Raw genomic sequence first — 22,499 nt, forward strand, 5'->3', positions numbered from 1 at the left:
TTTTTCTTTTGAAATGAAGATATTTCTGAAGACAGAGGATGAAATTAATCTAATGCGCAAGGCAAACCAACTCGTTGGTTTAACTCTTGCAGAATTAGGTAAACATATAAAACCAGGTGTGACGACTCTTCATTTGGATAGGATAGCAGAGGAATTTATCCGTGATCATGGTGCTATTCCAACGTTTAAAAATTTTCCTAATCCATATGGAGAGTCTTTTCCTGCTAGTATTTGTACATCTATTAATGATGTTGTAGTACATGGTATTCCTTCTGACAATGATGTTCTTGATGATGGAGATATAATTTCTATTGATTGCGGAACATTACTTGATGGATATAATGGTGATAGCTGTTATACATTTGCGGTCGGTGATATTTCCGATCAAAAACGTAAATTGCTTGAAGTCACTAAAAAATCGTTATTTTTAGGAATTGAACAAGCCGTAGCTGGAAATCACATTGGTGACATTGGTTTTGCGATACAAGATTACTGCCAATCGTTCGGGTATGGTATCGTACGAGAACTTACAGGTCATGGTATTGGTAAAGAAATGCACGAAGATCCTCCTGTTCCTAATTATGGAAGTAAGGGAAATGGCATTTTACTAAAATCAGGAATGTGTATAGCCATAGAGCCAATGGTTACTATGGGAAATCGTAAGATAGGTATGCTTGCTGATAAATGGAGTATTGTAACTTTGGATCACAAACCTGCTGCTCATTTTGAGCATACGATAGTTGTTCGAAAAGGTAAAGCTGAAATTTTATCTTCATTCGTAGAAGTTGAACATTTAGAAGGACAAAAATTTTAATTATGGCAAAACAAGCCGCTATTGAACAAGACGGAACAATTGTAGAGTCGTTATCTAACGCTATGTTCCGGGTAGAATTAGAGAATGGTGTTGATATTACAGCTCATATCTCTGGTAAGATGAGAATGCATTACATCAAAATTTTGCCTGGTGATAAGGTTAAGGTTGAAATGAGCCCTTATGACCTTACAAAGGGTAGAATTGTTTTTAGATATAAATAATATTTATATATAAGGTTATGAAGACAAGAGCATCATTAAAGAAGCGTTCAGCAGACTGTAAGATAGTTCGTCGTAAAGGTCGTCTGTTCGTTATCAACAAGAAGAACCCTAAGATGAAATTACGTCAGGGTTAATGTTAAAGTTTTGTAAAAGCATGGCTATTTGAAAAAAAAGTCGTACTTTTGCACCGCTTTTAACGAAAGGTATTAATTTTTTAATTTTTTATTAAACAATGGCAATAAGAATTGTTGGAGTAGATTTGCCCCAGAATAAGCGTGGCGAAATCGCATTGACCTATATCTATGGTATTGGTCGAAGTAGTTCAGCAAAGATATTGGATAAGGCAGGTGTAAACCGTGACTTGAAAGTCAGCGAATGGTCTGACGATCAGGCAGCCAAGATCCGTGAAATTATCGGCGCTGAGTTCAAAGTTGAAGGTGATCTCCGTTCTGAGATTCAAATGAACATTAAGCGACTGATGGATATTGGTTGTTATCGTGGAGTTAGACATCGTAATGGTCTTCCTGTTCGTGGTCAGAGCACAAAGAATAATGCTCGTACTCGCAAGGGTAAGAAGAAGACTGTTGCTAATAAGAAGAAGGCTACTAAGTAATTCTAAGGAGGAAATTAATTATGGCAAAGCAAAAAGCAACATCTAAGAAGAGAAACGTACGCGTTGACGCTATTGGTCAGCTCCACGTACATAGCTCATTCAATAACATTATTGTATCTCTTGCTAATAATGAGGGTCAAATTATCTCTTGGTCTTCTGCAGGTAAGATGGGTTTCCGTGGTTCTAAGAAGAATACTCCTTATGCAGCTCAGATGGCAGCTGAGGATTGTGCTAAGGTAGCTTTTGATCTTGGTCTTCGCAAGGTTAAGGCATACGTTAAGGGTCCTGGTAATGGTCGTGAGTCTGCTATCCGTGCTATCCATGGTGCAGGTATCGAGGTTACAGAGATTGTTGACGTAACTCCATTACCACATAATGGTTGTCGTCCTCCTAAGCGTCGTCGTGTATAACGCTTTATATAGTATTTAAGATACATTAATTATAGCATTTTATTAATATTATGGCTAGATATATAGGTCCGAAATCTAAAATTGCACGCCGTTTTGGTGAACCAATCTTCGGCGCAGACAAAGTTTTGTCCAAGAGAAACTTCCCTCCTGGACAGCATGGCAATAACCGTCGCAGAAAAATGTCTGAGTACGGTGTCATGTTGGCAGAGAAGCAGAAAGCTAAATACACTTATGGTGTGTTAGAGCGTCAGTTCCGTAATATGTTCGAAAAGGCAGCTAAGGCTGATGGTATTACCGGTGAGGTTCTCCTTCAGAATCTTGAAAGCCGTCTTGATAACGTTGTTTTCCGTTTGGGTATCGCTCCAACTCGTGCAGCAGCTCGTCAGTTGGTTGGTCACAAGCACATCGTTGTTGATGGCAAGGTAGTTAACATTCCTTCTTTTGCTGTTAAGCCAGGTATGGTTGTCGGTGTTCGTGAGAAGTCTAAATCTCTCGAAGTTGTAGAGGCAGCACTTGCTGGTTTCAATCATAGCAAATATCCATGGATCGAATGGGATGACAATTCTAAGAGCGGTAAATTCTTGCACAAGCCAGAGCGTGCCGATATCCCAGAGAACATTAAGGAGCAGTTAATCGTTGAGTTGTACTCTAAATAAATCATTAAATTAATGGCGATATTAGCATTTCAAAAACCTGATAAAGTAGTAATGCTGGAGGCTGATGATAAGTTCGGTAAGTTTGAATTCCGTCCTTTAGAGCCTGGCTTTGGTGTTACCATTGGTAACGCCTTACGCCGCATTCTCCTTTCATCGCTGGAGGGTTATGCAATCAATACTATCCGTATTAGTGGTGTTGAGCATGAATTTTCTTCAGTTCCTGGTGTGAAGGAAGATGTTACCAACATTATCTTGAATCTCAAGCAAGTTCGATTCAAGCAAGTAGTAGAAGAATTCGAGAATGAAAAAGTTAGTATCACCGTTGAGAATTCTACAGAATTCAAGGCAGGTGATATTGGTAAGTATCTGACTGGATTTGAAGTGTTAAACCCTGATTTGGTGATTTGTCATTTAGATGCCAAAGCTTCGATGCAGATTGATCTTACTATTAACAAGGGTCGTGGTTACGTTCCTGCTGATGAGAATCGTCAATTCTGCACTGACGTCAACGTTCTCCCAATCGATTCCATCTACACCCCTATTCGTAATGTAAAGTATGCAGTTGAGCCATATCGTGTTGAACAGAAAACTGATTATGACAAGCTGACTCTTGAAGTTACAACAGATGGTTCCATTAGTCCAAAGGATGCATTGAAAGAGGCTGCGAAGATTCTCATTTATCACTTTATGCTCTTCTCTGATGAGAAAATTACTCTTGAAAGTCCAGACCAAGAGAGTAATCAGGAGTTTGATGAAGAAGTTCTTCATATGCGTCAATTGCTTAAGACTCGTCTCGTAGATATGAATCTTAGTGTTCGTGCTCTCAACTGTTTGAAGGCAGCTGATGTAGAGACCTTAGGTGATTTGGTTCAGTATAATAAGACTGATCTCTTGAAGTTCCGCAACTTTGGTAAGAAATCGCTTTCTGAGCTTGATGATTTGCTCGAGAGTCTGAATCTTTCTTTTGGGACTGATATTTCAAAGTATAAATTAGACAAGGAAGGTTAATCTCTTGTCTTAAATGATTTAAATTAAAATGAGACATAATAAAAAATTCAACCATTTAGGTCGTACTGCTTCTCATCGTAACGCAATGTTGGCTAACATGGCAACATCTCTTATCTTGAGTGAGCACAAAAGAATCACTACGACTCTTGCAAAGGCAAAGGCTCTTAAGAAGTATGTTGAGCCATTAATTACTCGTTCAAAGAATGATACAACAACTTCACGTCGTGTTGTTTTCCGTTATCTTCAGAACAAGTATGCTGTTAAGGCTCTCTTTGGTGAGGTTGCAGAGAAGGTAGCTAATCGTCCTGGTGGTTACACACGTGTTATCAAGTTGGGTACTCGTCAGGGTGACGCTGCTGAAATCGCATTCATCGAGCTTGTTGACTTTGATGAGAACATGGCTAAGACTCCTAAGGCAGCAGCTAAAAAGACTCGTCGTAGCCGCAAGGCTAAGGCTGAGGATGCTCCAGTTGCAGAGAATGCAGCTGCAGAGACTGTAGCTGGGGAAGCTCCAAAGGCTGAATAATTTCAATATCTCAATATGAGCGCTTTCATCTTTTTGATGAAAGCGCTTTTTTGTTTTTTAGGGATTTTCCCTATATTTTTAGGGATTTTGTTGTTAGACTTTGCTTTTTATTTCTTATTTTTGCACCATCAAATGAATATATAGTATGTTCACAAATGTAGGATTTAATTTTATTTAGATATGAAAAAGCCTTTGATTTTATTATTTAGTTCTGCGTTACTTCTTAGTAGTTGTGGAACTTATACTGGTAGTGGCGCATATGTTGGTGGATCGTTTGGTTCTATTTTAGGTTCTGCTATTGGTGGAATAGCTGGTGGCCCTCGTGGCTCTGATATTGGTACAATCATTGGTATGGCTGGTGGTGCTGCTGTAGGTGCGGCTATAGGTAATCAGGCTGATCAGCAACAAGAGGAGCGTATTCAACAAAGACGGGAGCGTATCCGTCATAGACAAGATGTAGATTATCAAAGAAACCAAGGATATGATAGGTCTTCTCGAAAAGCTGATGATACCTATTTATATAATCCTAACACTAACAGTGGATTTGATTCTACTAATAGTGGAGACGATAGATTATATGATTTTACCGGTTCTGATTATACCGGTTCGTATAGTGCTCAACAGCCCATAACTTCTTATCCAAGTTCAAGCAGTACTGTTGAAGAAATTAATAATGCAGGTTTTTCTTATTGTCCTTTATTGGAGATCGTCAATGCTCGCTTTGTAGATGCCAATCAAGATAATAAGTTGAATAGAAATGAAACTTGCAAAGTTATATTTGAAGTCTTCAATCGTGGAAATCTTCCTGTCTATGATGTAGTTCCTACAGTTGTTGAAACCACAGGAAATAAGCATATCTACATATCTCCAAATATACATGTGGAAAAAATAGATGCCGGTAAAGGTATTCGTTATACTGCTATGGTAAAGGCGGACTCACGTTTAAAGCCAGGTATTGCTCGATTTTGTGTATCTGTAATTCATGGAGATAAAGCAATTTCTAAGGTGAATGAATTTAATATACCTACGACTAAATAGTGTTAGTGTTTTCTTAGTTTCTTAAGACATTCAGGGGGTGTAAATTAAACTGTGTCAAGGCTTGTTCTTAACTTTCATTCCCACTCCCTGCTGGGGGCATGCCCCCAGCAGGGAAGCCTTTTCGGCTGCAAAGTTACATAATTTTAAATCTATCTCCAAATTTTATTGCCAATTGTTGAGAAAGTTGTCCCCAATTTGCCAGTGGCATAGTCCATTTCTTACGGATGTTGCGGTAAGCTAAGTACACAAGCTTCTCCAAAGAATTATCCGTAGGAAAGACCCCTTTAGTCTTTGTGACCTTTCTTACCTGTCTGTGATACCCCTCAACCGTATTGGTCGTATAAATGAGTTTACGGATGGCTGGAGTATATTGGAAATACTCTGTCAGACGTTCCCAATTGTCACGCCATGACTTGATGACAATTGGGTACATCTCTCCCCACTTAGACTCTAACAGGTCTAAATTAGCAGCAGCGGAGTCTTTGTTTACTGCACCATATACTGTTCTTAAATCCTTGATAAACTCCTTTTGATGCTTACTGCCAACATACTTGATAGAATTGCGTATCTGATGGACAATACAGAGCTGCACAGAACTCTCAGGAAATACGCTTTGGATGGCATCTGGGAAGCCTTTGAGACCATCAATACAACAAATCAAGATGTCTCGAACACCACGGTTCTGAAGATCCGTAAGAACTTCTAGCCAGAAGTTAGCTCCTTCACTCTTAGACACATACATACCTAACAGTTCTTTTTGGCCTTCCTTGTTGATACCAAGAATGTTGTAAATGGCTCGTGTGACAGCTCTGCCATTCTCATCCTTTACCTTATAATGGATAGCATCAAGCCAGCAAATGGCATATACAGGATCGAGCATGCGAGACTTCCAGACGGTGATTTCGGGTAATACACGGTCTGTTATAGAGCTGATAGTATCGGCTGATAGAGTTGTGTTGAACTCACGCTCAAAGTAGCTGCTGATGTCACGTGTGCTGGTGCCCATGGCGTACATCTCAATAATCTGGTCTGCCATGCCATTGGCAAGAATAGTCTCACGCTTCTTTACGGTCTCAGGTTGGAAAGTTCCGTCTCGGTCACGAGGAGTCTCTATAGTGACCTCACCATATTTTGTTTGAACCTTCTTACTCATCTTACCATTACGACGGTTGCCGGAAGAGCGTTCCTCTTCACTTAAATGAGCGTCCATCTCACCTTCGAGAGCTGAGTTGAGAATACGCTCTAACAATGGAGCTAATGCTCCGTCCTTGCCAAATAAGGCTTCACCACTACGCAACTGCTGAGCTGCTTTCTTGTAATCAATTTCTAAGTTGTCCATAATATAAAAACTGTGTTAAACTACTTTTATTGTAGCTTGACACAGTTTAATTTACACTCTCGACATTCATTTTCTCCTACTTATTTTGGAGAATAGTATTTAGGATATTTAAAAGCCTCAGTAAGATTTTGAAGTTGTCTTACTGAGGCTTTTTTGCTTTTATTTTGAAAATGATTATCTCAAATTATTCTTTATCTTTGTTTATTCTATTTCCTTTTTGTCTTATTTCCTTCTTTGCTTTGATAGTGTTCTGTTTTATGATTTTGTTCCGTATTATGTTTATGTTCTGAATTATGTTTTTGCTCAACAAAGTTCCCGGTTTTGTTTTTATGCTCAGAGAAGTTTCCTATTTTGTTTTTATGTTCTTGTTGTTCTTCTTTAATATCCTTTTGATGTTTGTTTTTATGTTCTTGTTTACCAGCTTCTGCTCCATGTTGGTGTGGCTTACTCTCATGTTTTTCTTTGTGATTCCATTTCTGCGGAAAATCATAGTCTGATTCTGCTACCTCAAAGTCGATATGAGGTAATTTTGGATCTTCTGGGCGATAAGGAATAGGCTTGTCTATCATTTCTACTTTTACAGTAGCTACACCTTGTGATAACATACCTATAGCTTTAGCTGCACCCCACGAGAGATCTATAATTCGTCCTCTACCATAGGGTCCTCTGTCTGTAACCTTCACTATAACCGTTTTTTTATTACTGAGATTTGTTACTTTCAGCATGGTGCCAAATGGATAGAATCTATGGGCGCACGTCAAACTGTCGTGGTGAAGTTTCTGTCCACTGGCAGTCCTGGCTCCCGTTATCTTTTTTGAATAATAGGATGCTTTTCCATGCTGCTTTTGCGCCATACACGGCATGCTGAATATAGTGAAAAAGCACGGCAAGATTTTCAGGAGGATTTTTCCTCCCTCTTTAATGCCTGCTATCGCTTTTCCTTTATATTTAGCAAGAAATGCTTCTTTAAATCTAAACATAGTTTATGGTTTTATCTATTGATTTTACAGCGTAATATATCTTTAAATTCTATTATAATGCTGCAAATTTAAAAAAATATGTTGAAAAATGCAAGTAAATATAAGAAAAACAGTATCTTTGCATTGCTAAATCTTACAATTATGGAGAATAATGTACCTCAAGAGTGGAATAAATTCTATTTAAAGGATGTATCATTTGTTAATCTGATGATGCGTCGCATATACAATGTACTTATTGTAGCTAACCCTTATGATGCCTTCATGTTAGAGGACGATGGGCGTATTGAAGAAAAGATATACAATGAGTATATGGAGTTAGGATTACGTTATCCGCCAACTTTTACCCAAGTTTCTACCACAGAAGAGGCTGCTGGAGTCTTGCGTTCTACAATTGTAGATCTGGTGATTTGTATGCCAGGTAATGCGGATAATGATGCTTTTGATGTTGCTCGCGATATCAAAGGTAAGTTTCCTAATATCCACTGTGTTGTGTTGACTCCATTCTCTCATGGTATCACCAAGCGTATGCAGAATGAGGATTTGAGTATCTTCGATTATGTATTCTGCTGGTTGGGTAATACTAACTTGATCCTTTCTATTATTAAGTTGATAGAGGATAAGATGAATTTGGAGCATGATATTCAGGAGGCAGGTGTCCAGATGATACTTTTGGTAGAAGACTCTATACGTTTCTATAGTTCTATTCTTCCAAACCTTTATAATTATATTCTTGAACAGAGTAAGAACTTTTCCAAAGAAGCGCTGAATCGTCATGCAGCTACCATGCGTATGCGTGGTCGACCGAAAGTGGTATTGGCACGTACTTATGAAGAGGCCCAAAAACTGTATGATAAGTACTCAGATAATACCCTTGGTGTCATTAGTGATGCACGTTTTCCATTAAAGAGTGCAGCCAAAGCTTTTGGTAATGTTGTGGATGAGGATGTGCAGCCAAAGCATGGAACAGATACCTTTGGTCGTGAAAAATGTCCAGATGCGGGTTTGCAACTTTTCCGTTATATCCGAAAGAATGATTCCTTTGTGCCCCTTATCCTTGAGAGTTCTGAGAGTGAAAATCGAGCAAAGGCAGAGGCTGAAGGTTTTCGTTTTGTAGATAAGAACTCCAAGAAGATGAGTGTAGATTTGCGCCGTTTGATGGAGGAACATATGGGCTTTGGCGATTTCATTTTCAGAGATCCGAAGACTCATGAGGAGATCATGCGTATCCGCAGTTTGAAGGAACTGCAGGATAATATTTTCAATATTCCTAACGACTCGATGCTTTATCACATCAGTCGTAATCACATGAGCCGTTGGTTGTGCGCCCGGGCCATCTTCCCTGTATCTGCTTTCTTGAAGCATGTCACCTGGCAAAAACTTCAAGATGTGGATGCCCACCGTCAGATTATCTTTGATGCCATTGTGCAATATCGTCATATGAAAAATCTTGGAGTCGTGGCAGTCTTTGATAGAATGAAGTTCGATAAGTATGCCCACTTTGCCCGTATCGGTGAAGGCTCCTTGGGTGGAAAGGGTAGAGGTCTGGCTTTCCTCGACAATATCATCAAGCGCCATCCGGAGTTTAATCAGTATGAGAATGCCACTGTTCAGATTCCAAAAACAGTCGTGCTTTGTACTGATATTTTTGATGAGTTTATGATGAGCAATAATCTCTATCCGATAGCTTTAAGTGATGCAAGTGATGAGGAGATATTGAAGCATTTCCTTCATGCTCAGTTACCGGATTCCCTGATTGCTGACTTTTTCACTTTCTTTGAGGCAACGAAGAGTCCTATTGCCATCCGCTCCAGTTCGCTTCTTGAGGATGCTCACTATCAGCCTTTCGCAGGTATTTATTCCACCTATATGATTCCATATCTGGAGGATAAGTATCAGATGCTCCAGATGTTGGCTTGTGCGATAAAGGGAGTATATGCTTCTGTTTTCTATCGTGATTCGAAGGCGTATATGACAGCTACCAGCAATGTGATTGATCAGGAAAAAATGGCTGTCATTCTGCAACAGGTAGTAGGTAAGGATTATGGCGACCGGTTTTATCCGACGATGAGTGGTGTGCTACGCTCCCTCAATTATTATCCGATTGGTGATGAGACGGCGGAGGAAGGTATTGCCAGTCTGGCTCTTGGATTGGGGAAATATATCGTTGATGGCGGACAAACCTTGAGAGTTTGCCCTTATCATCCAACCCAAGTGCTACAAACTTCAGAGATGGAGATGGCTTTGCGTGATACCCAAACCCAGTTCTATGCTCTCGACATGCAACATGTGGGTGAGGATTTCAAGGTGGATGATGGCTTCAATATCCTCAAGCTCCGTGTGAAGGATGCGGTAGAAGACCAGAGTCTTACCTATATCGCCTCTACTTTCGACCCATACGATCAAGTCATCAATGATGGCGTGTATGAAACAGGAAGAAAGCTGATTACCTTTGCCAGTGTACTCCAGCATGGCGTGGTACCACTGCCGGAGCTGATGCAGATGTCGATGAAATCTGGATCCGAGGCGATGCGCCGTCCTGTGGAAATCGAGTTTGCATGCAATATCAATGATGATAAAACCTGCGAGTTCTATCTCCTCCAGATTCGTCCGATAGTGGATGCTAAGGAGATGCTTGATGAGGATGTGAAGGCGATACCAGATGCAGATTGTCTGCTCCGTTCCCACAATTCATTGGGACATGGAATCAGTGAGGACGTCACAGATGTAGTCTATGTTAAATATGATGATCAGTTCTCTGCGATGAACAATTTCTATGTGGCTGATGATATTGAACGAATCAACCGCAAGTTCCTTGCCGAAGGAAAGAATTACGTCTTGATAGGACCTGGCCGCTGGGGTTCAAGCGATCATTATTTAGGCGTTCCGGTCAAGTGGCCGCATATCAGTGCTGCCCGTGTCATCGTAGAAGTAGCGTTGAAGAACTATAATATCGACCCAAGTCAGGGCACCCATTTCTTCCAGAATCTTACCTCTTTCGGGGTAGGTTACTTTACGGTAGATACAAACACAGAAGAAGGAGGATTCGTCAATAAGGAGATATTGGATGTGATGCCGGCGGTAGAGGAAACGCAGTATGTGCGCCATGTTCGCTTCGAGCATCCGATGAGAATCTTGATGGATGGCAAGAAGCAGGAGGGTGCTGTGCTCCTGCCTGGTTCTCAAGTTACGGCACCTCGGCCGAAATGATGGATGCATGGGTAGTTTAGATTAATTCCATGAGATAATAATTATAGTCATAAAGAATGGTAGCAAGGAATTTTTCCTTGCTATTTTCTTTGGGCTGCACCTTGAGGAACTTCGCGACTTTATCTGCCAAGGTCTCTATTTGGTTTTCATGGTTGCCATTGGAGGAATACAGGGCTTTCTCTATGACGGCGACTTGTGCTTGTGAGAGATTCTTGGCTTCCTCATATACAGGATGGTAATCTTTCTTGGCATAATAGAATTCGTCCAGGGAGATGTGTATCTTTCGGATGTCGGTAAGTTTGATAACCATTGTTCCTGCCGCCAAGTCTCCTAATCGTTGTGAATTTTTGGTGAGTAAGATGAAGAGCATGCCAATGCCCCCACATCCTACGTCTATTGTGCTGAGAAGCCATCTCATGAAAAAAGAGCCCATGGTTGGTCGTGACCCATTCTTGTTGATGACTCTTAACTTCATGATATATTTCCCCGGAGTCTGTCCGTTGTTGAATGTTTCCCACCAGAAATCATACATCCAGATAAATATGACAAGCATAAAGAATAAGAACATGAGCCAACGTGTTTCGTCCATGCTCCCCATAAGCCCATCAAACAAAAAATAGACACCAGTGAATCCAAAAGATATGAATATGGTGTCAAGGATGCGAGCCAACACTCGTTCACCGATACTCGCTGGCGTTTGGTTGATTCTTACAAATTGATTGGTTATGATGTTTGAATTTGTCATTTTTCCTTTGTTTTAAGAAGATAATGCTTAAATTGTTTGCAAATATAAGAATAATTACTTAAATTTGCATCAATTTTTAGGAAAAATAAAATAATCGTAACCGAATTTTCCCTTATAATAAAAGAATTGTGAAAGAATTTGCCTTTATAAGAAATAACATAGATAAATGGCAACGTGCAGAGATCATTATTGACGATGCCGCTTCCCAAACGCCTGATGTTTTGGCCGATACTTATACCGACCTTACATCTGACTTGGCTTTTGCGCAAACACATTACCCTAATTCTCGTATTACCCTTTATCTCAACAACCTGGCTTCAAGCCTTCATAATTCCATTTATCGTAACAAACGGGAGAAGTGGTCTCGCCTGATTACGTTTTGGACGCAGGAAATTCCTTTGACGATGTTTGAGGCTCGAAAGTTACTTTTGGCTTCTTTCTGCATATTCTTCATCAGTGTATTCATCGGTGTGGTATCCCAATGCTTTGATACCGACTTTTGTCGTATTATATTAGGAGATTATTATGTGGATATGACATTGCAGAATATCAAGGATGGAAAACCGATGGCGGTTTATGATGGTGGAGATGAACTGAATATGTTCTTGGGCATTACCCTCAATAACATTAGGGTGTCATTCCTGGAATTTGTTTCTGGTATATTTACCAGTATCGCCACGGGTTTTCTGATATTCCAAAACAGTGTGATGTTGGGATGCTTTGAGACATTCTTCGCCCAGCATGGTCTCTTGTATGAATCTTTTCTTGCCGTCTTCCTTCATGGAACACTTGAGATTTCGGCATTGATTATTGCAGGAGCGGCAGGGTTGGCGATGGGTAACAGCTGGCTGTTCCCTGGCACGTATTCGCGAATCGTATCTTTTCGTCATGGTGCGAAAAGGGGAATGAAGATTATTGTCGGTACTGTACCTATATTTATATTCGCTGGTTTTATCGAAGGATTTGTAACACGACATACGGAAATTTCTAATTATTTTCGCTTGTCGATTATCATCGTCTCTTTCGTCTTTGTCATAGGTTATTTTGTGGTTTTACCCCAGATCAGACATCGGCAAAGAAAAAGTAAGTTGATAGGCAGAAAAGAATGTCCTTTAGATTACAACTTCATTCATTAAGAACCAGTCAGTTTTGAATTATTTAATAAAGATAGCTTATGGATAAAATCGTATTTTACAAAGAGAGGGATTTCGGAGAGAAGTTTAATGTCACTTTCGAGTTTGTCAAGCAGAATTGGAAAATACTGCTTCGTTATGCTTTGTATGGTATCTTGCCGTTGGCATTCGTAGGAGCCTTGTCGCTGAACAGTTTGATGCAAAATATGGTGGATGTTAGTTCTGGTAATTCCATGTTTAGTGATGAACTCAGTTACAGTATGCTCTTTTCTTACGCCCTCTTGCTGCCAACTTCTTTGGCAGCTTATATTTGGATAGGAACGGTTGTTTTTTCTATGATGCAGTTTTATAATGCTCACGACGAGGGCTTGCAAGGTGTTACTTTCCAGGAGTTGAAACCTTCTTTCCGCCGAAATGCTTGGCGTTTGTTCAAATGCGGACTGGTTGGTTTTCTGATAGGCATCGTGTTCTTGGCAGTCTTTTTTACCGTGATAGCTTTAGGGGCAGCGATAAATTCTGGAGCGATGACAGCCATCTTTTGCTTCTTGGCAGTTGCGGCGGTCGTTGCTTTTGGTGTACCTTTGATATTGGTTACACCTACCTATATATTTGAGGATATCTCTGTATGGCATGCTTATGTTCGTGGCTTTCGCTTGGGATGGAGCACATGGGGAGGAATCTTTGGCTTGGGATTTGTCTTGAGCCTGTTGTCGAATGTCGTTTCTGTTGTCTTTGTCATGCCTTGGGAGGTGTGTATCTTTGTCAAGACGCTATTCGTGCAGGATTATGTAGGTGAGGAAACATTTGTTGGTAGTGTTGCCTTTGTTATTCTCCAATATATCTTTGGCGTTGTCATGTGGATAGGCTCTTATTTGATTTACAACTTGTTTTTTATCAGTACGGGTTATCTCTATAGTCATGCCGCCGAGAAACTTGATGATATGTCCGTTGGTCAAGGTATTGACGATTTTGAGGAAATGGCAGACAAGAGTCAGGATGATGACGATCTATTCAAAGTCTAATCATTTTATACATTATTTATATTTGTTGTAGAGAGATATGTTTTCCAATCCTTCCGACACCTTGGTTATTGATACCGCCCGACTGCAAGTTTGGCGGCGGGATGACGATTACGCTTATGGTCGAGAGTTAGTGCCTTCCCAAGATAGCTTGATGGACTGGGTAGCGAAAAGGCTGAACGAATTTTTCGAGAATATCTTTGGCAGCAATTTCTATCAGGACCATCAAGACACTTTATGGATATGTATCGGATTGGCGGCATTGGGAGCTGTCTTGGCGTTCCTCTTGTGGAAGCATCCTGAGCTGTTCGCTCGTTCTGGACGAAGGAAACCGATGGAATACGAGGTTACGGAAGATACGATATATGGCATTGATTTCCCAAGTGAAATAGAAAAAGCTTTGGAAAATGAAAATTTCCGTGAGGCATTGCGATTGATGTATCTTCAGACATTGAAGTCTTTGAGTGACTATCACCAAATAGAGTGGCAACCTTTCAAGACTCCTACTCAATATACGTTTGAGTTCCGACAGGCCGACTTCAAGAGAATGACCAGTCTGTTTGTGCGAGTTCGCTATGGTGGCTTTGGTGCTGACAAGGACATGATTCGAGATATGCACAATCTGCAGGCAAGTGTGGATAACTTTGTAAAGAACTCAGGTAGAGATGGTTCTGCCGAACAAAATGTAGGAACTTTCAAGAAGGAAGGAGGTCGTGATGAAAAGTAGTCGTAATTTCCTTTTTGCCATGTTAGTCCTCTTTGTGCTGTTCTGTCTTTTGCAAGTCAATCTGCCCAAGAAGTTCGTATGGTCTCCTACCTTTAGCCATGTAGATAAGCAACCTTTGGGCTGTTTTGTCTTTGACAGTGTCTTGACCCAATCTTTGCCCAATGGCTATCACGTGACGAAAAAGACGTTTTTCCAACTTGATCAGGAGCATGCCAAGGAGAAAATCTCCGTGTTGATGGTCGTGGATCAGCAAGATTTGAAACAGTTGGATGTCAAGTACCTCTGCAATATCGCTCGCCGTGGTGGCAAGGTCATGGTGGTTGCTTCAAGTAGTTTAGATGATGGTCGGAATGCCGATACGGTAGTGGTGGATGAATTGGAACGTACCTTCAAGGTGAGAATAGAAGACGGACTGTACTTTTCGTTACGTGGCATCTTAGCCGGTCTCAAAGCGCATGACAATGATATGTACGATACCATTTATTGGAATAACCGGGAGACGATGTATGCAGCTCAGTCTTATAGAATGTTCTACAACATGGTAGGTGGAACCCTTTTCGTGGATTCCGTTCCAAAGGTGAAAAGACTGGCTTATACTTTGTCAACGGCAGGGTATGATTACAAACATGACTCTTTGTATGTCGGAGATTTTACTCGCTTTGACACTATTGTGGATAAAAAAGAAAGGATAGAGCGAATCGATACTTTCGCCATCAAGAAAATACCTGTGGCGGTGTCTGTTCCGTACGGCAAGGGTGAGGTCATTTTTGTCTCTTCGCCATTGCTTTTCACCAACTATGGAATGTTGGAAGGCAACACATCTGTCTATATATTCCGATTGATGTCTTATCTGGCGGATTTGCCTGTGTATAGAACGGAGGCGTATGTCAAGACCGATGCCATGCTTGTGGCGGAGCAATCTCCATTCCGGGAGTTCATCAAGCGCCCACCATTGCGATGGGCTCTTTATCTTGCGCTGTTGGGTGTCGTTCTCTTTATGATATTTACCGCTCGTCGTAGGCAACGGGTCATCCCTATCATGTCGAAGCCTGCCAATCGGTCTTTGGAGTTTATCCAACTCATTGGAACACTCTACTATCAACGTAAGGATCATGTGGATTTGGTCAGGAAAAAGTTTAAACTCTTCGCAGAGGAATTGAGAAAAACGGCTGGTGTGGACATATCTGATGTGAATACTGATGACCGTGAATATCTGCTCCTTGCAGAGAAAACAGGTATGAACAGCGATAGATTGAAGAAGGTGATTCGACAAATTCGCTTGGTCCTACATTCGGAGGGCAATATCTCAGTTGAAGAAATGCGGAGTTTGATAGATGCAATGGATACTATAGTTAGGCACGCTAAGAATGGTTAGCGTAGGATAAGAAAAGTAAGTCTTTTATTTAAAATCATAGGAAACAATGGAAGAACAAAGATTGGATTTGACTCTTTTTTCAGAAAAGATAGAGTGTCTTCGTGAAGAAATATCCAAGGTGATAGTAGGACAGGACAAGGCGGTGGATCTGGTCTTGACTTGCCTCTTGGCTAATGGTCATGTGCTCTTGGAGGGTGTGCCTGGAGTTGCCAAAACCCTTTTGGCACGATTGATGGCCCGGTTGGTAGATGCCAAGTTTAGTCGTGTACAGTTTACTCCCGACTTGATGCCGAGTGATGTGTTGGGTACAAATATTTTCAATGTCAAGAATCAGGAGTTTGAGTTCCATGAAGGTCCTGTGTTTGCTGATATTGTATTGGTGGATGAAATCAACCGTGCACCAGCAAAGACTCAGGCTGCTCTTTTCGAGGTGATGGAAGAACGTCAGGTCAGCATAGATGGCTGTACCCACAAGATGGGTGACCTTTATACCATCCTTGCTACCCAGAATCCTGTGGAACAAGAAGGAACTTATCGCTTACCCGAAGCGCAGCTCGACAGATTTCTCATGAAAGTAACGATGGGTTATCCTACGGCTGATGAGGAACTGGAAATATTGAAGCGCCATGAACATCAAACTGATTTGGTGAAACTTACTGATATCCAACCTGTGTTGACAAAGAAAGAATTGCTCCAGTTGCGCTCTTATATGCACCATGTCGTTGTTGATGAGAGCCTTCTGCGTTATATCACACAGATCGTTCAGCAGACCCGCACCACACGTGCCGTTTATCTGGGTGCTTCCCCTCGTGCCTCAGTTGCCATGTTGCATGCGAGCAAGGCATACGCTCTCTTGCAAGGTCGTGATTTTGTCACTCCAGAAGACATCAAGTTCGTAACACCATCTATCTTGCAGCATCGACTTATGCTTACGGCAGAAGCTGAGATGGAAGGCTATACAGCTTATAAGGTGGCACAACGGCTGATAGATAAGGTGGAGGTGCCGAAGTAAGTGAAGAGTGAAGAACGAAGAGTGAAGAATTCAATTGATTTAAGGTGTATTTAACGAAGAGATTTTATATAGTACTTGCCTTCTTGGTCTTGATGACGGGGGCTGGGTATGTTTTCCCCCTGCTGTTTGATGTAGGGAGATGGATGTTCCTTGCCCTTGTCATTCTGGTTTTTGTTGAATTATTCCTGTTGTATCATGAGCGGGGAATGATGGCCAGTCGCACTTTATCGGAGCGATTTTCCAATGGCGACGATAATGAAGTGAACATCCGGGTGGAGAGTATCTATTCCTTTCCTGTTCGGTTGGAAGTCATAGATGAGATTCCGCCAGTTTTCCAGCGCCGAGATGTTCTCTTTCGTTTGAAGTTGGCGATGGGAGAGGGAAAGAATATCAGGTATAAGCTACGTCCTACGGAGCGTGGAGTTTATTCCTTTGGGCATGTCCGTGTTTTCGCTTCCACACCGATAGGTTTGGTGCAGCGTCGGTTTACTCTGTGCCAGCCTTGTGATGTCAAGGTGTATCCTTCCTATCTGATGCTTACCCGTTATGAATTGTTGGCTATGAGCAACAATCTTGCGGAAATGGGTATCAAGAAAATACGGAAGGTGGGCAATCATACGGAATTCGAACAAATCAAGGATTACGTTTCGGGCGATGATTTCCGGTTGATCAACTGGCGAGCCACAGCCCGCACTTCCAGATTGATGGTGAATGTATATCAGGACGAGCGTTCTCAGCAGGTTTTCAATATCATTGATAAAGGTAGGGTGATGCAACAGGCTTTCCGGGGTATGACCTACCTTGATTATGCCATCAATGCCTCGCTGGTGCTTTCGTATATTGCGATGAGAAAGGAAGACAAGGCAGGTGTTGTAACGTTCAGCGACCATTTTGAGGATTTTGTTCCAGCCTCCCGTCGTACAGGGCACATGCAGAATATTCTTGAAATGCTTTATCGCCAGCAGACTCGCTTTGCCGAATCCGATTATTCAGCTTTGGTGGCAGAGGTCAACCAGCACATCACCAAGCGCTCACTCCTGATACTTTATACGAACTTTGCCAATCGCATCAGCATGGAGAGGCAGTTGCCTTATCTCCTTCAGCTCAACCGCCGTCATCGTCTTTTGGTGGTGTTCTTTGAGGATCATGAAGTGAAAGACTATCTTGCCACTCGTCCCGATAGTGATGAGGAATATTATCGTCATGTTGTTGCCGAGCAGTTTGCTTACGAGCAGCGTCTCATCGTTTCTTCGCTCAAGCAGCGTGGCATCTTGGCTTTGCTTACCACGCCCGAGGCTCTTTCGGTTGATGTACTTAATAAATATCTCGAAATCAAGACTCGTGAACTGTTGTGATCTTTTGTATGATATTTTCTTATCTTAGACGAATAGTTCTCTATCTTAGACAAAAAAGTTCTTGCTCCTATAAGGATTCTTCGTTCGACGTCTTCGAACCGCCATTCAACGTCTTCGAACCGCCGTTCAGCGTCTTTGAACTGACATTCAACGTCTTTGAACTGAGATTTCTGTTAGGCTCAAAAACATTTCTATTTAGTATAAGCAACAAAAAAGTGATGAGAAAGTTTGGAATTCTCATCAAAAGACCTTACCTTTGTTCCCGATTTTAACTCCCAATTAAAATGAATGCCTTATGAATAGACAAAACCTATTTGGATTTTTATGGATGCTGATGCTGGTATGTTTGCCAGTTTCTGCACAGGAGTATCGTAATCCTGTTATCCCAGGTTATCATCCGGATCCTTCTGTTTGCAGAGTGGGAGATACGTTCTATCTCGTCAATTCCTCCTTCCAGTATTTCCCAGGAGTTCCGCTCTTCCAAAGCAAGGATCTCGTGCATTGGCAGCAGATAGGTAATGTACTCGACCGTGAAAGCCAGTTGCCTTTGAAGGGAGCCAGCTCATGGCTCGGCATCTATGCGCCAACCATCCGCTATCACGAAGGCATCTATTATATGATAACGACCAATGTGGGAAATGGCGGCAACTTCATGGTCACAGCCAAAGACCCTCGTGGACCTTGGAGTGAACCTATTTGGTTGAAGCAGCAAGGCATCGACCCTTCTCTTTATTTCGAAAACGGAAAGTGCTACATGGTGAGCAATCCTGACGATGCCATCTGGCTTTGCGAAATCAATCCCGAGACAGGTGAGCAACTTACCGAGAGTAAGAAACTCTGGCAGGGGGATGGCGGTCGTTATCCTGAGGGACCACACATCTATAAGAAAGATGGCTATTACTATCTTTTGATTTCAGAGGGAGGAACGGAGTTGGCGCATCATCTTACTATTGCTCGAAGCAAGAACATCGAAGGTCCATACGAGAGCAATCCGAACAACCCTATCTTGACCAACTGCAGCCGCCTCGGGCAATCCTTGCAGATACAAGGCACAGGCCATGGTGACTTTGTGCAAGCAGAGAATGGCTCTTGGTGGATGGTATTCTTGGCTTATCGCAACTATGGAGGTTCTTATCATCATCTCGGTCGTGAGACCTACCTCGCCCCTGTGGAGTGGAAGGCGGGTGAATGGCCTGTGGTCAACGGTGGCTTGCCTATAGATACCTTGGTGAAGGCGAACACCTTGCCTTCTGTTTTGTTGGAGAAGCATTTGGGGGCTGATGAAATTGTAAATCCTAATACGGGTGACGCAGAATGGATTCGTATTCAAAATCCTATCATAGCCAATTATGATTCACTAGCAACCGAGGAAGGATTTAGTCTTCGTCTTTATCCTCATGGTACGTTGACGGCGAATAATCAGCCTACGTCCTTTGGTCGCCGTCAAGAGAGTGCCAACTTTGAATTGCAGTCAGAAGTGTTTCCTAAAGGAAATGTAGAGGCGGGATTGACGGTTTATCAAATCAATGATGGTCACTTGGATTTCTTTGTTACGGATAAGCAGATAGCTTTGCGCTGTAAGTTGAAGAGCATTGATTATATCGTGAAGAGTGTACCGAATGTCAGAAAGAAAGCTGTTAAGCTTCGTGTGCGCAGTGAGGGCATCATGTATTATTTCGATTATTCCACAGACGGCAAGACCTTCAAGGAGCTTGCTTCCATGAATTGCAGTCTGATGAGTACCGAGGTGGCTGGCGGATTTACTGGCGTAACCTTGGGTATGTATGTGGATGGAAAGGAAAATAGTGGCTCTGCCGACTTTTCTTACTTCCATTATGAGGAAAAATAAGCAAAATGGCTCCATCTAAAATGGAGTCACTTTGTTTGTTATAGCTAAGTGGGCAATGATTCAAAGAAAAGTGTAGTGTTTTCTGATTATCTTTTTGTTTTTCTTGAAAAAATCAATAAAAGTTTGGAACTTTCATTTTAAATAATTAAATTTGCCCCACGAACTAACCATGTTGTGGGCATATGAAACTAAACTTATATAAACCGATTTCTTGCAAATGGATATTTTTATTCATTAGTATTCTCCTTGGTGGCTGTTTGGAACAAGTAAATGGGCAAAGTTTAAGTTTGCTAGCTAATAATGAGTTTGATTGAGACATGTAAAGCCAAATACAAGTTTCGATTAACCCTAAAAGTGCCCCATTGTTTCAGTCCAAAACAAGAATAAGGAAAGTGAATGATTTTTGAGAACACGTTTTTGAAAATGTCCATCAGAGTACAAAACAAAATTTGATATTTTTATTAACAAATATATATTTAAGTTCCATTTCCTCTAAAGAAGTGCAAGTACGAACTTTAACGATGCGCATCGTTAGGTGTTAATGATGCGCATCGTTAGACCTTAATGAAGCGCATCGTTAAGTGTTAATGAAGCGCATCATTAGACCTTAATGAAGCGCTTCGTTAGGTTATGCAGATTTTCTATCATCTATATTACTGAAAATCAGCAAATTACACTTTATCTCAAGACTGCGAACTCTTGCCACCAACAGGAGAACAGAAGTATAAAAGTTTGTTTCATCATTATTTTGTATCATTAAACTATGCTATTGCAAAAGTATAAAAACTTTTACAATAACATACTATTTTATACCTGAAAATAACTAAAAACCAACATTACTCTCTATCACCCTCAAATCCGCAACTAAGCCCTTCAACGTCCTTCTTGCGTGTACACGTCCTCTCATTACTGAATTATCAGATAAATTGAGGCAGATAAATGTTCTTGCTCCTATACAAATTCTTCGTTCAACGTCTTTGAACCGCCGTTCAGCGTCTTTGAACGGAGATTTCTGTTAGGCTCAAAAACATTTCTATTTAGTATAAGCAACAAAAAGTGGTGAGAAAGTTTGGAATTCTCACCAAAAGACCTTACCTTTGTTCCCGATTTTAACTCACAATTAAAATGAATGACTTATGAATAGACAAAATCTATCTTCCAAAGCAAGGATCTCGTGCATTGGCAGCAGATAGGTAATATGATGAAAAAGATTAAAATTTAAAATAATGTCAACAGAACAAAAGAAAATTACAGACAGAAAGTATTTCGTACCTTTTGTATTAATCACGTCGCTCTTCTTCTTGTGGGGCTTCGCTCGTGCCATTCTGGATGTACTCAACAAGCATTTCCAGAATGCTTTGCATATTAGTATTACGCATTCTTCGCTGATTCAGGTAACCACTTATTTGGGTTATTTCCTGATGGCGATTCCAGCAGGTATCTTTATTAATAGGTATGGGTATCGCCGTGGTGTCGTATTCGGATTGATTCTTTTCGGAGCAGGTTCCTTGCTGTTCATTCCTGGCGCAGCGATGGGCAGTTTTTCTGCTTTTCTGCTATGTTTGTTTATCATCGGTTGTGGTCTTGTCTTTCTTGAGACGGCTGCCAATCCGTATGTTACAGAATTGGGTGCCAAGGAGACGGCAACGAGTCGTCTGAATCTCTCGCAGTCATTTAATGGTTTAGGAAGTCTTTTCGCTACCTTTTGCGTCGGTCAGTTTCTGTTCAATAATACAGAAGAAGGCGGTAATGTAGTGGTGCCTTATACCATATTGGGTATTCTCGTGCTATTGATAGCGCTCGTCTTTTCGCGTGTTCATTTGCCAGAAATAAAGCATGAAGTAACTGCCGAGGATGAGGCTAAGGGTAGTAATATCGGCAAACTCTTTGCGCATCATGGTATGTTTGTCTTCGGTCTGTTGGCACTTTTATGCTATGAGATTGCAGAAATTTCCATCAATTCCTATTTCATCAATTTCGTAACAGGAATGCGCTGGATGGATGACCGTACGGCATCCCTGGTGCTGACTGTAGCTTTGGGATTCTTTATGGTGGGACGTTTCTTAGGCAGTTGGATTATGCGCCGGGTGGCAGCCACTACGATGTTGCTCATCTGTGCAGCTGGTAGTGTTGTCTGTATCGGCTTGGTGCTTTGTGATTTAGGGGTTGTTTCCTTAGTCGCATTGGTAGGCAACTATCTTTTTGAAGCGATTATGTTTCCTACGATATTTGCCATTGCTTTGACAGGTTTGGGCAATCTTACCAAATCAGCATCTTCCTTGCTGATGATGACCCCGATAGGTGGCTGTGGCTTCCTGCTGATGGGTCTGATAGCCGACACTACTCATGTTACTTTGCCATTTATCGTACCATTTATCAGTTTTGTAATAGTATTAGCTTTTGCAGTTCGTGAATACAAAATTGCTCAAAAGAGCTAAAATTGCTATCTGTATTTAGCAAAACATTAGAAAA

At 41.3% G+C, this 22,499-nt stretch carries 21 protein-coding genes; 18 read left to right on the plus strand and 3 right to left on the minus strand.

All coding sequences use genetic code 11. The features are described 5' to 3' along the window. Positions 1-13: 13 nt before the first annotated feature. The 9 genes from map to KUA50_RS14495 all read left to right on the plus strand — a co-directional run bounded on the left by map (position 14) and on the right by KUA50_RS14495 (position 5,286). Complete coding sequence (gene map, locus KUA50_RS14455) at positions 14-814, plus strand: type I methionyl aminopeptidase (protein WP_022109853.1); 801 nt, start codon at positions 14-16, stop codon at positions 812-814. Positions 815-816: 2 nt separating this feature from the next. Continuing rightward, positions 817-1,035, plus strand: a complete 219-nt coding sequence (infA, locus tag KUA50_RS14460) for a translation initiation factor IF-1 (RefSeq protein WP_022109852.1) — start codon at positions 817-819, stop codon at positions 1,033-1,035. Positions 1,036-1,052: 17 nt separating this feature from the next. After that, the gene (gene rpmJ, locus KUA50_RS14465) at positions 1,053-1,169 is read left to right on the plus strand and encodes a 50S ribosomal protein L36 (protein WP_006848814.1); all 117 of its coding nucleotides are present in this window, start codon (positions 1,053-1,055) and stop codon (positions 1,167-1,169) included. Between the two features lie 98 nt (positions 1,170-1,267). Further along, positions 1,268-1,648, plus strand: coding sequence for a 30S ribosomal protein S13 (rpsM, locus tag KUA50_RS14470; protein WP_006848813.1), 381 nt, complete (start codon positions 1,268-1,270; stop codon positions 1,646-1,648). Between the two features lie 20 nt (positions 1,649-1,668). Next, positions 1,669-2,058: a 30S ribosomal protein S11 gene (gene rpsK / locus KUA50_RS14475; RefSeq protein ID WP_022122153.1), complete on the plus strand. Its 390-nt coding sequence runs from the start codon at positions 1,669-1,671 to the stop codon at positions 2,056-2,058. A 50-nt stretch (positions 2,059-2,108) separates the two neighbouring features. Beyond that, positions 2,109-2,714 (plus strand): 30S ribosomal protein S4, encoded by a 606-nt coding sequence (gene rpsD / locus KUA50_RS14480; protein WP_118116700.1) that lies wholly within the window; start codon positions 2,109-2,111, stop codon positions 2,712-2,714. A gap of 12 nt (positions 2,715-2,726) precedes the next feature. Continuing rightward, the gene (locus tag KUA50_RS14485) at positions 2,727-3,722 is read left to right on the plus strand and encodes a DNA-directed RNA polymerase subunit alpha (RefSeq protein ID WP_118116698.1); all 996 of its coding nucleotides are present in this window, start codon (positions 2,727-2,729) and stop codon (positions 3,720-3,722) included. Between the two features lie 28 nt (positions 3,723-3,750). Then, positions 3,751-4,248: a 50S ribosomal protein L17 gene (gene rplQ, locus KUA50_RS14490; protein WP_218457705.1), complete on the plus strand. Its 498-nt coding sequence runs from the start codon at positions 3,751-3,753 to the stop codon at positions 4,246-4,248. 180 nt (positions 4,249-4,428) lie between these two features. Then, positions 4,429-5,286: a hypothetical protein gene (locus tag KUA50_RS14495; RefSeq protein WP_218457706.1), complete on the plus strand. Its 858-nt coding sequence runs from the start codon at positions 4,429-4,431 to the stop codon at positions 5,284-5,286. 133 nt (positions 5,287-5,419) lie between these two features. On the opposite strand, the gene KUA50_RS14500 is transcribed toward KUA50_RS14495, so the two are convergent. Beyond that, positions 5,420-6,625 (minus strand): IS256 family transposase, encoded by a 1,206-nt coding sequence (locus KUA50_RS14500; RefSeq protein WP_218458245.1) that lies wholly within the window; start codon positions 6,623-6,625, stop codon positions 5,420-5,422. A 206-nt stretch (positions 6,626-6,831) separates the two neighbouring features. Further along, positions 6,832-7,605 carry a septal ring lytic transglycosylase RlpA family protein gene (locus KUA50_RS14505; protein ID WP_413777433.1) on the minus strand — a complete coding sequence of 258 codons (774 nt, stop codon included), beginning with the start codon at positions 7,603-7,605 and terminating at the stop codon, positions 6,832-6,834. A 141-nt stretch (positions 7,606-7,746) separates the two neighbouring features. On the opposite strand from KUA50_RS14505, the gene KUA50_RS14510 reads away from it, so the two are divergent. After that, complete coding sequence (locus KUA50_RS14510) at positions 7,747-10,812, plus strand: PEP/pyruvate-binding domain-containing protein (RefSeq protein WP_218456463.1); 3,066 nt, start codon at positions 7,747-7,749, stop codon at positions 10,810-10,812. 16 nt (positions 10,813-10,828) lie between these two features. Here the strand turns inward: KUA50_RS14510 and KUA50_RS14515 are convergent, their stop codons facing one another. Continuing rightward, positions 10,829-11,557, minus strand: a complete 729-nt coding sequence (locus tag KUA50_RS14515; protein ID WP_218456462.1) for an RDD family protein — start codon at positions 11,555-11,557, stop codon at positions 10,829-10,831. A gap of 128 nt (positions 11,558-11,685) precedes the next feature. On the opposite strand from KUA50_RS14515, the gene KUA50_RS14520 reads away from it, so the two are divergent. The 8 genes from KUA50_RS14520 to KUA50_RS14555 all read left to right on the plus strand — a co-directional run bounded on the left by KUA50_RS14520 (position 11,686) and on the right by KUA50_RS14555 (position 22,465). After that, positions 11,686-12,693, plus strand: coding sequence for a stage II sporulation protein M (locus tag KUA50_RS14520; RefSeq protein ID WP_022111374.1), 1,008 nt, complete (start codon positions 11,686-11,688; stop codon positions 12,691-12,693). Between the two features lie 38 nt (positions 12,694-12,731). Continuing rightward, positions 12,732-13,712, plus strand: a complete 981-nt coding sequence (locus KUA50_RS14525) for a hypothetical protein (protein ID WP_218456461.1) — start codon at positions 12,732-12,734, stop codon at positions 13,710-13,712. 37 nt (positions 13,713-13,749) lie between these two features. Next, positions 13,750-14,436 (plus strand): DUF4129 domain-containing protein, encoded by a 687-nt coding sequence (locus KUA50_RS14530; RefSeq protein ID WP_218456460.1) that lies wholly within the window; start codon positions 13,750-13,752, stop codon positions 14,434-14,436. Next, on the plus strand, positions 14,426-15,811 hold the full coding sequence (locus KUA50_RS14535) for a DUF4350 domain-containing protein (protein ID WP_318346049.1): 1,386 nt from the start codon (positions 14,426-14,428) through the stop codon (positions 15,809-15,811). The genes KUA50_RS14530 and KUA50_RS14535 overlap by 11 nt, the downstream gene beginning before the upstream one ends. Positions 15,812-15,857: 46 nt before the next feature. Continuing rightward, the gene (locus KUA50_RS14540) at positions 15,858-16,823 is read left to right on the plus strand and encodes an AAA family ATPase (RefSeq protein ID WP_118116678.1); all 966 of its coding nucleotides are present in this window, start codon (positions 15,858-15,860) and stop codon (positions 16,821-16,823) included. A gap of 44 nt (positions 16,824-16,867) precedes the next feature. Then, entirely contained in the window at positions 16,868-18,178 is a 1,311-nt protein-coding gene (locus KUA50_RS14545) for a DUF58 domain-containing protein (protein WP_218456458.1), read from the plus strand. A 295-nt stretch (positions 18,179-18,473) separates the two neighbouring features. Then, on the plus strand, positions 18,474-20,027 hold the full coding sequence (locus tag KUA50_RS14550) for a glycoside hydrolase family 43 protein (protein WP_218456457.1): 1,554 nt from the start codon (positions 18,474-18,476) through the stop codon (positions 20,025-20,027). Between the two features lie 1,226 nt (positions 20,028-21,253). Continuing rightward, entirely contained in the window at positions 21,254-22,465 is a 1,212-nt protein-coding gene (locus KUA50_RS14555; protein ID WP_022111366.1) for a sugar MFS transporter, read from the plus strand. The last annotated feature ends 34 nt before the right edge of the window (positions 22,466-22,499 follow it).

Origin of the sequence: Segatella hominis, assembly GCF_019249725.2 — a bacterium.
Classification (GTDB): Bacteria; Bacteroidota; Bacteroidia; order Bacteroidales; family Bacteroidaceae; genus Prevotella.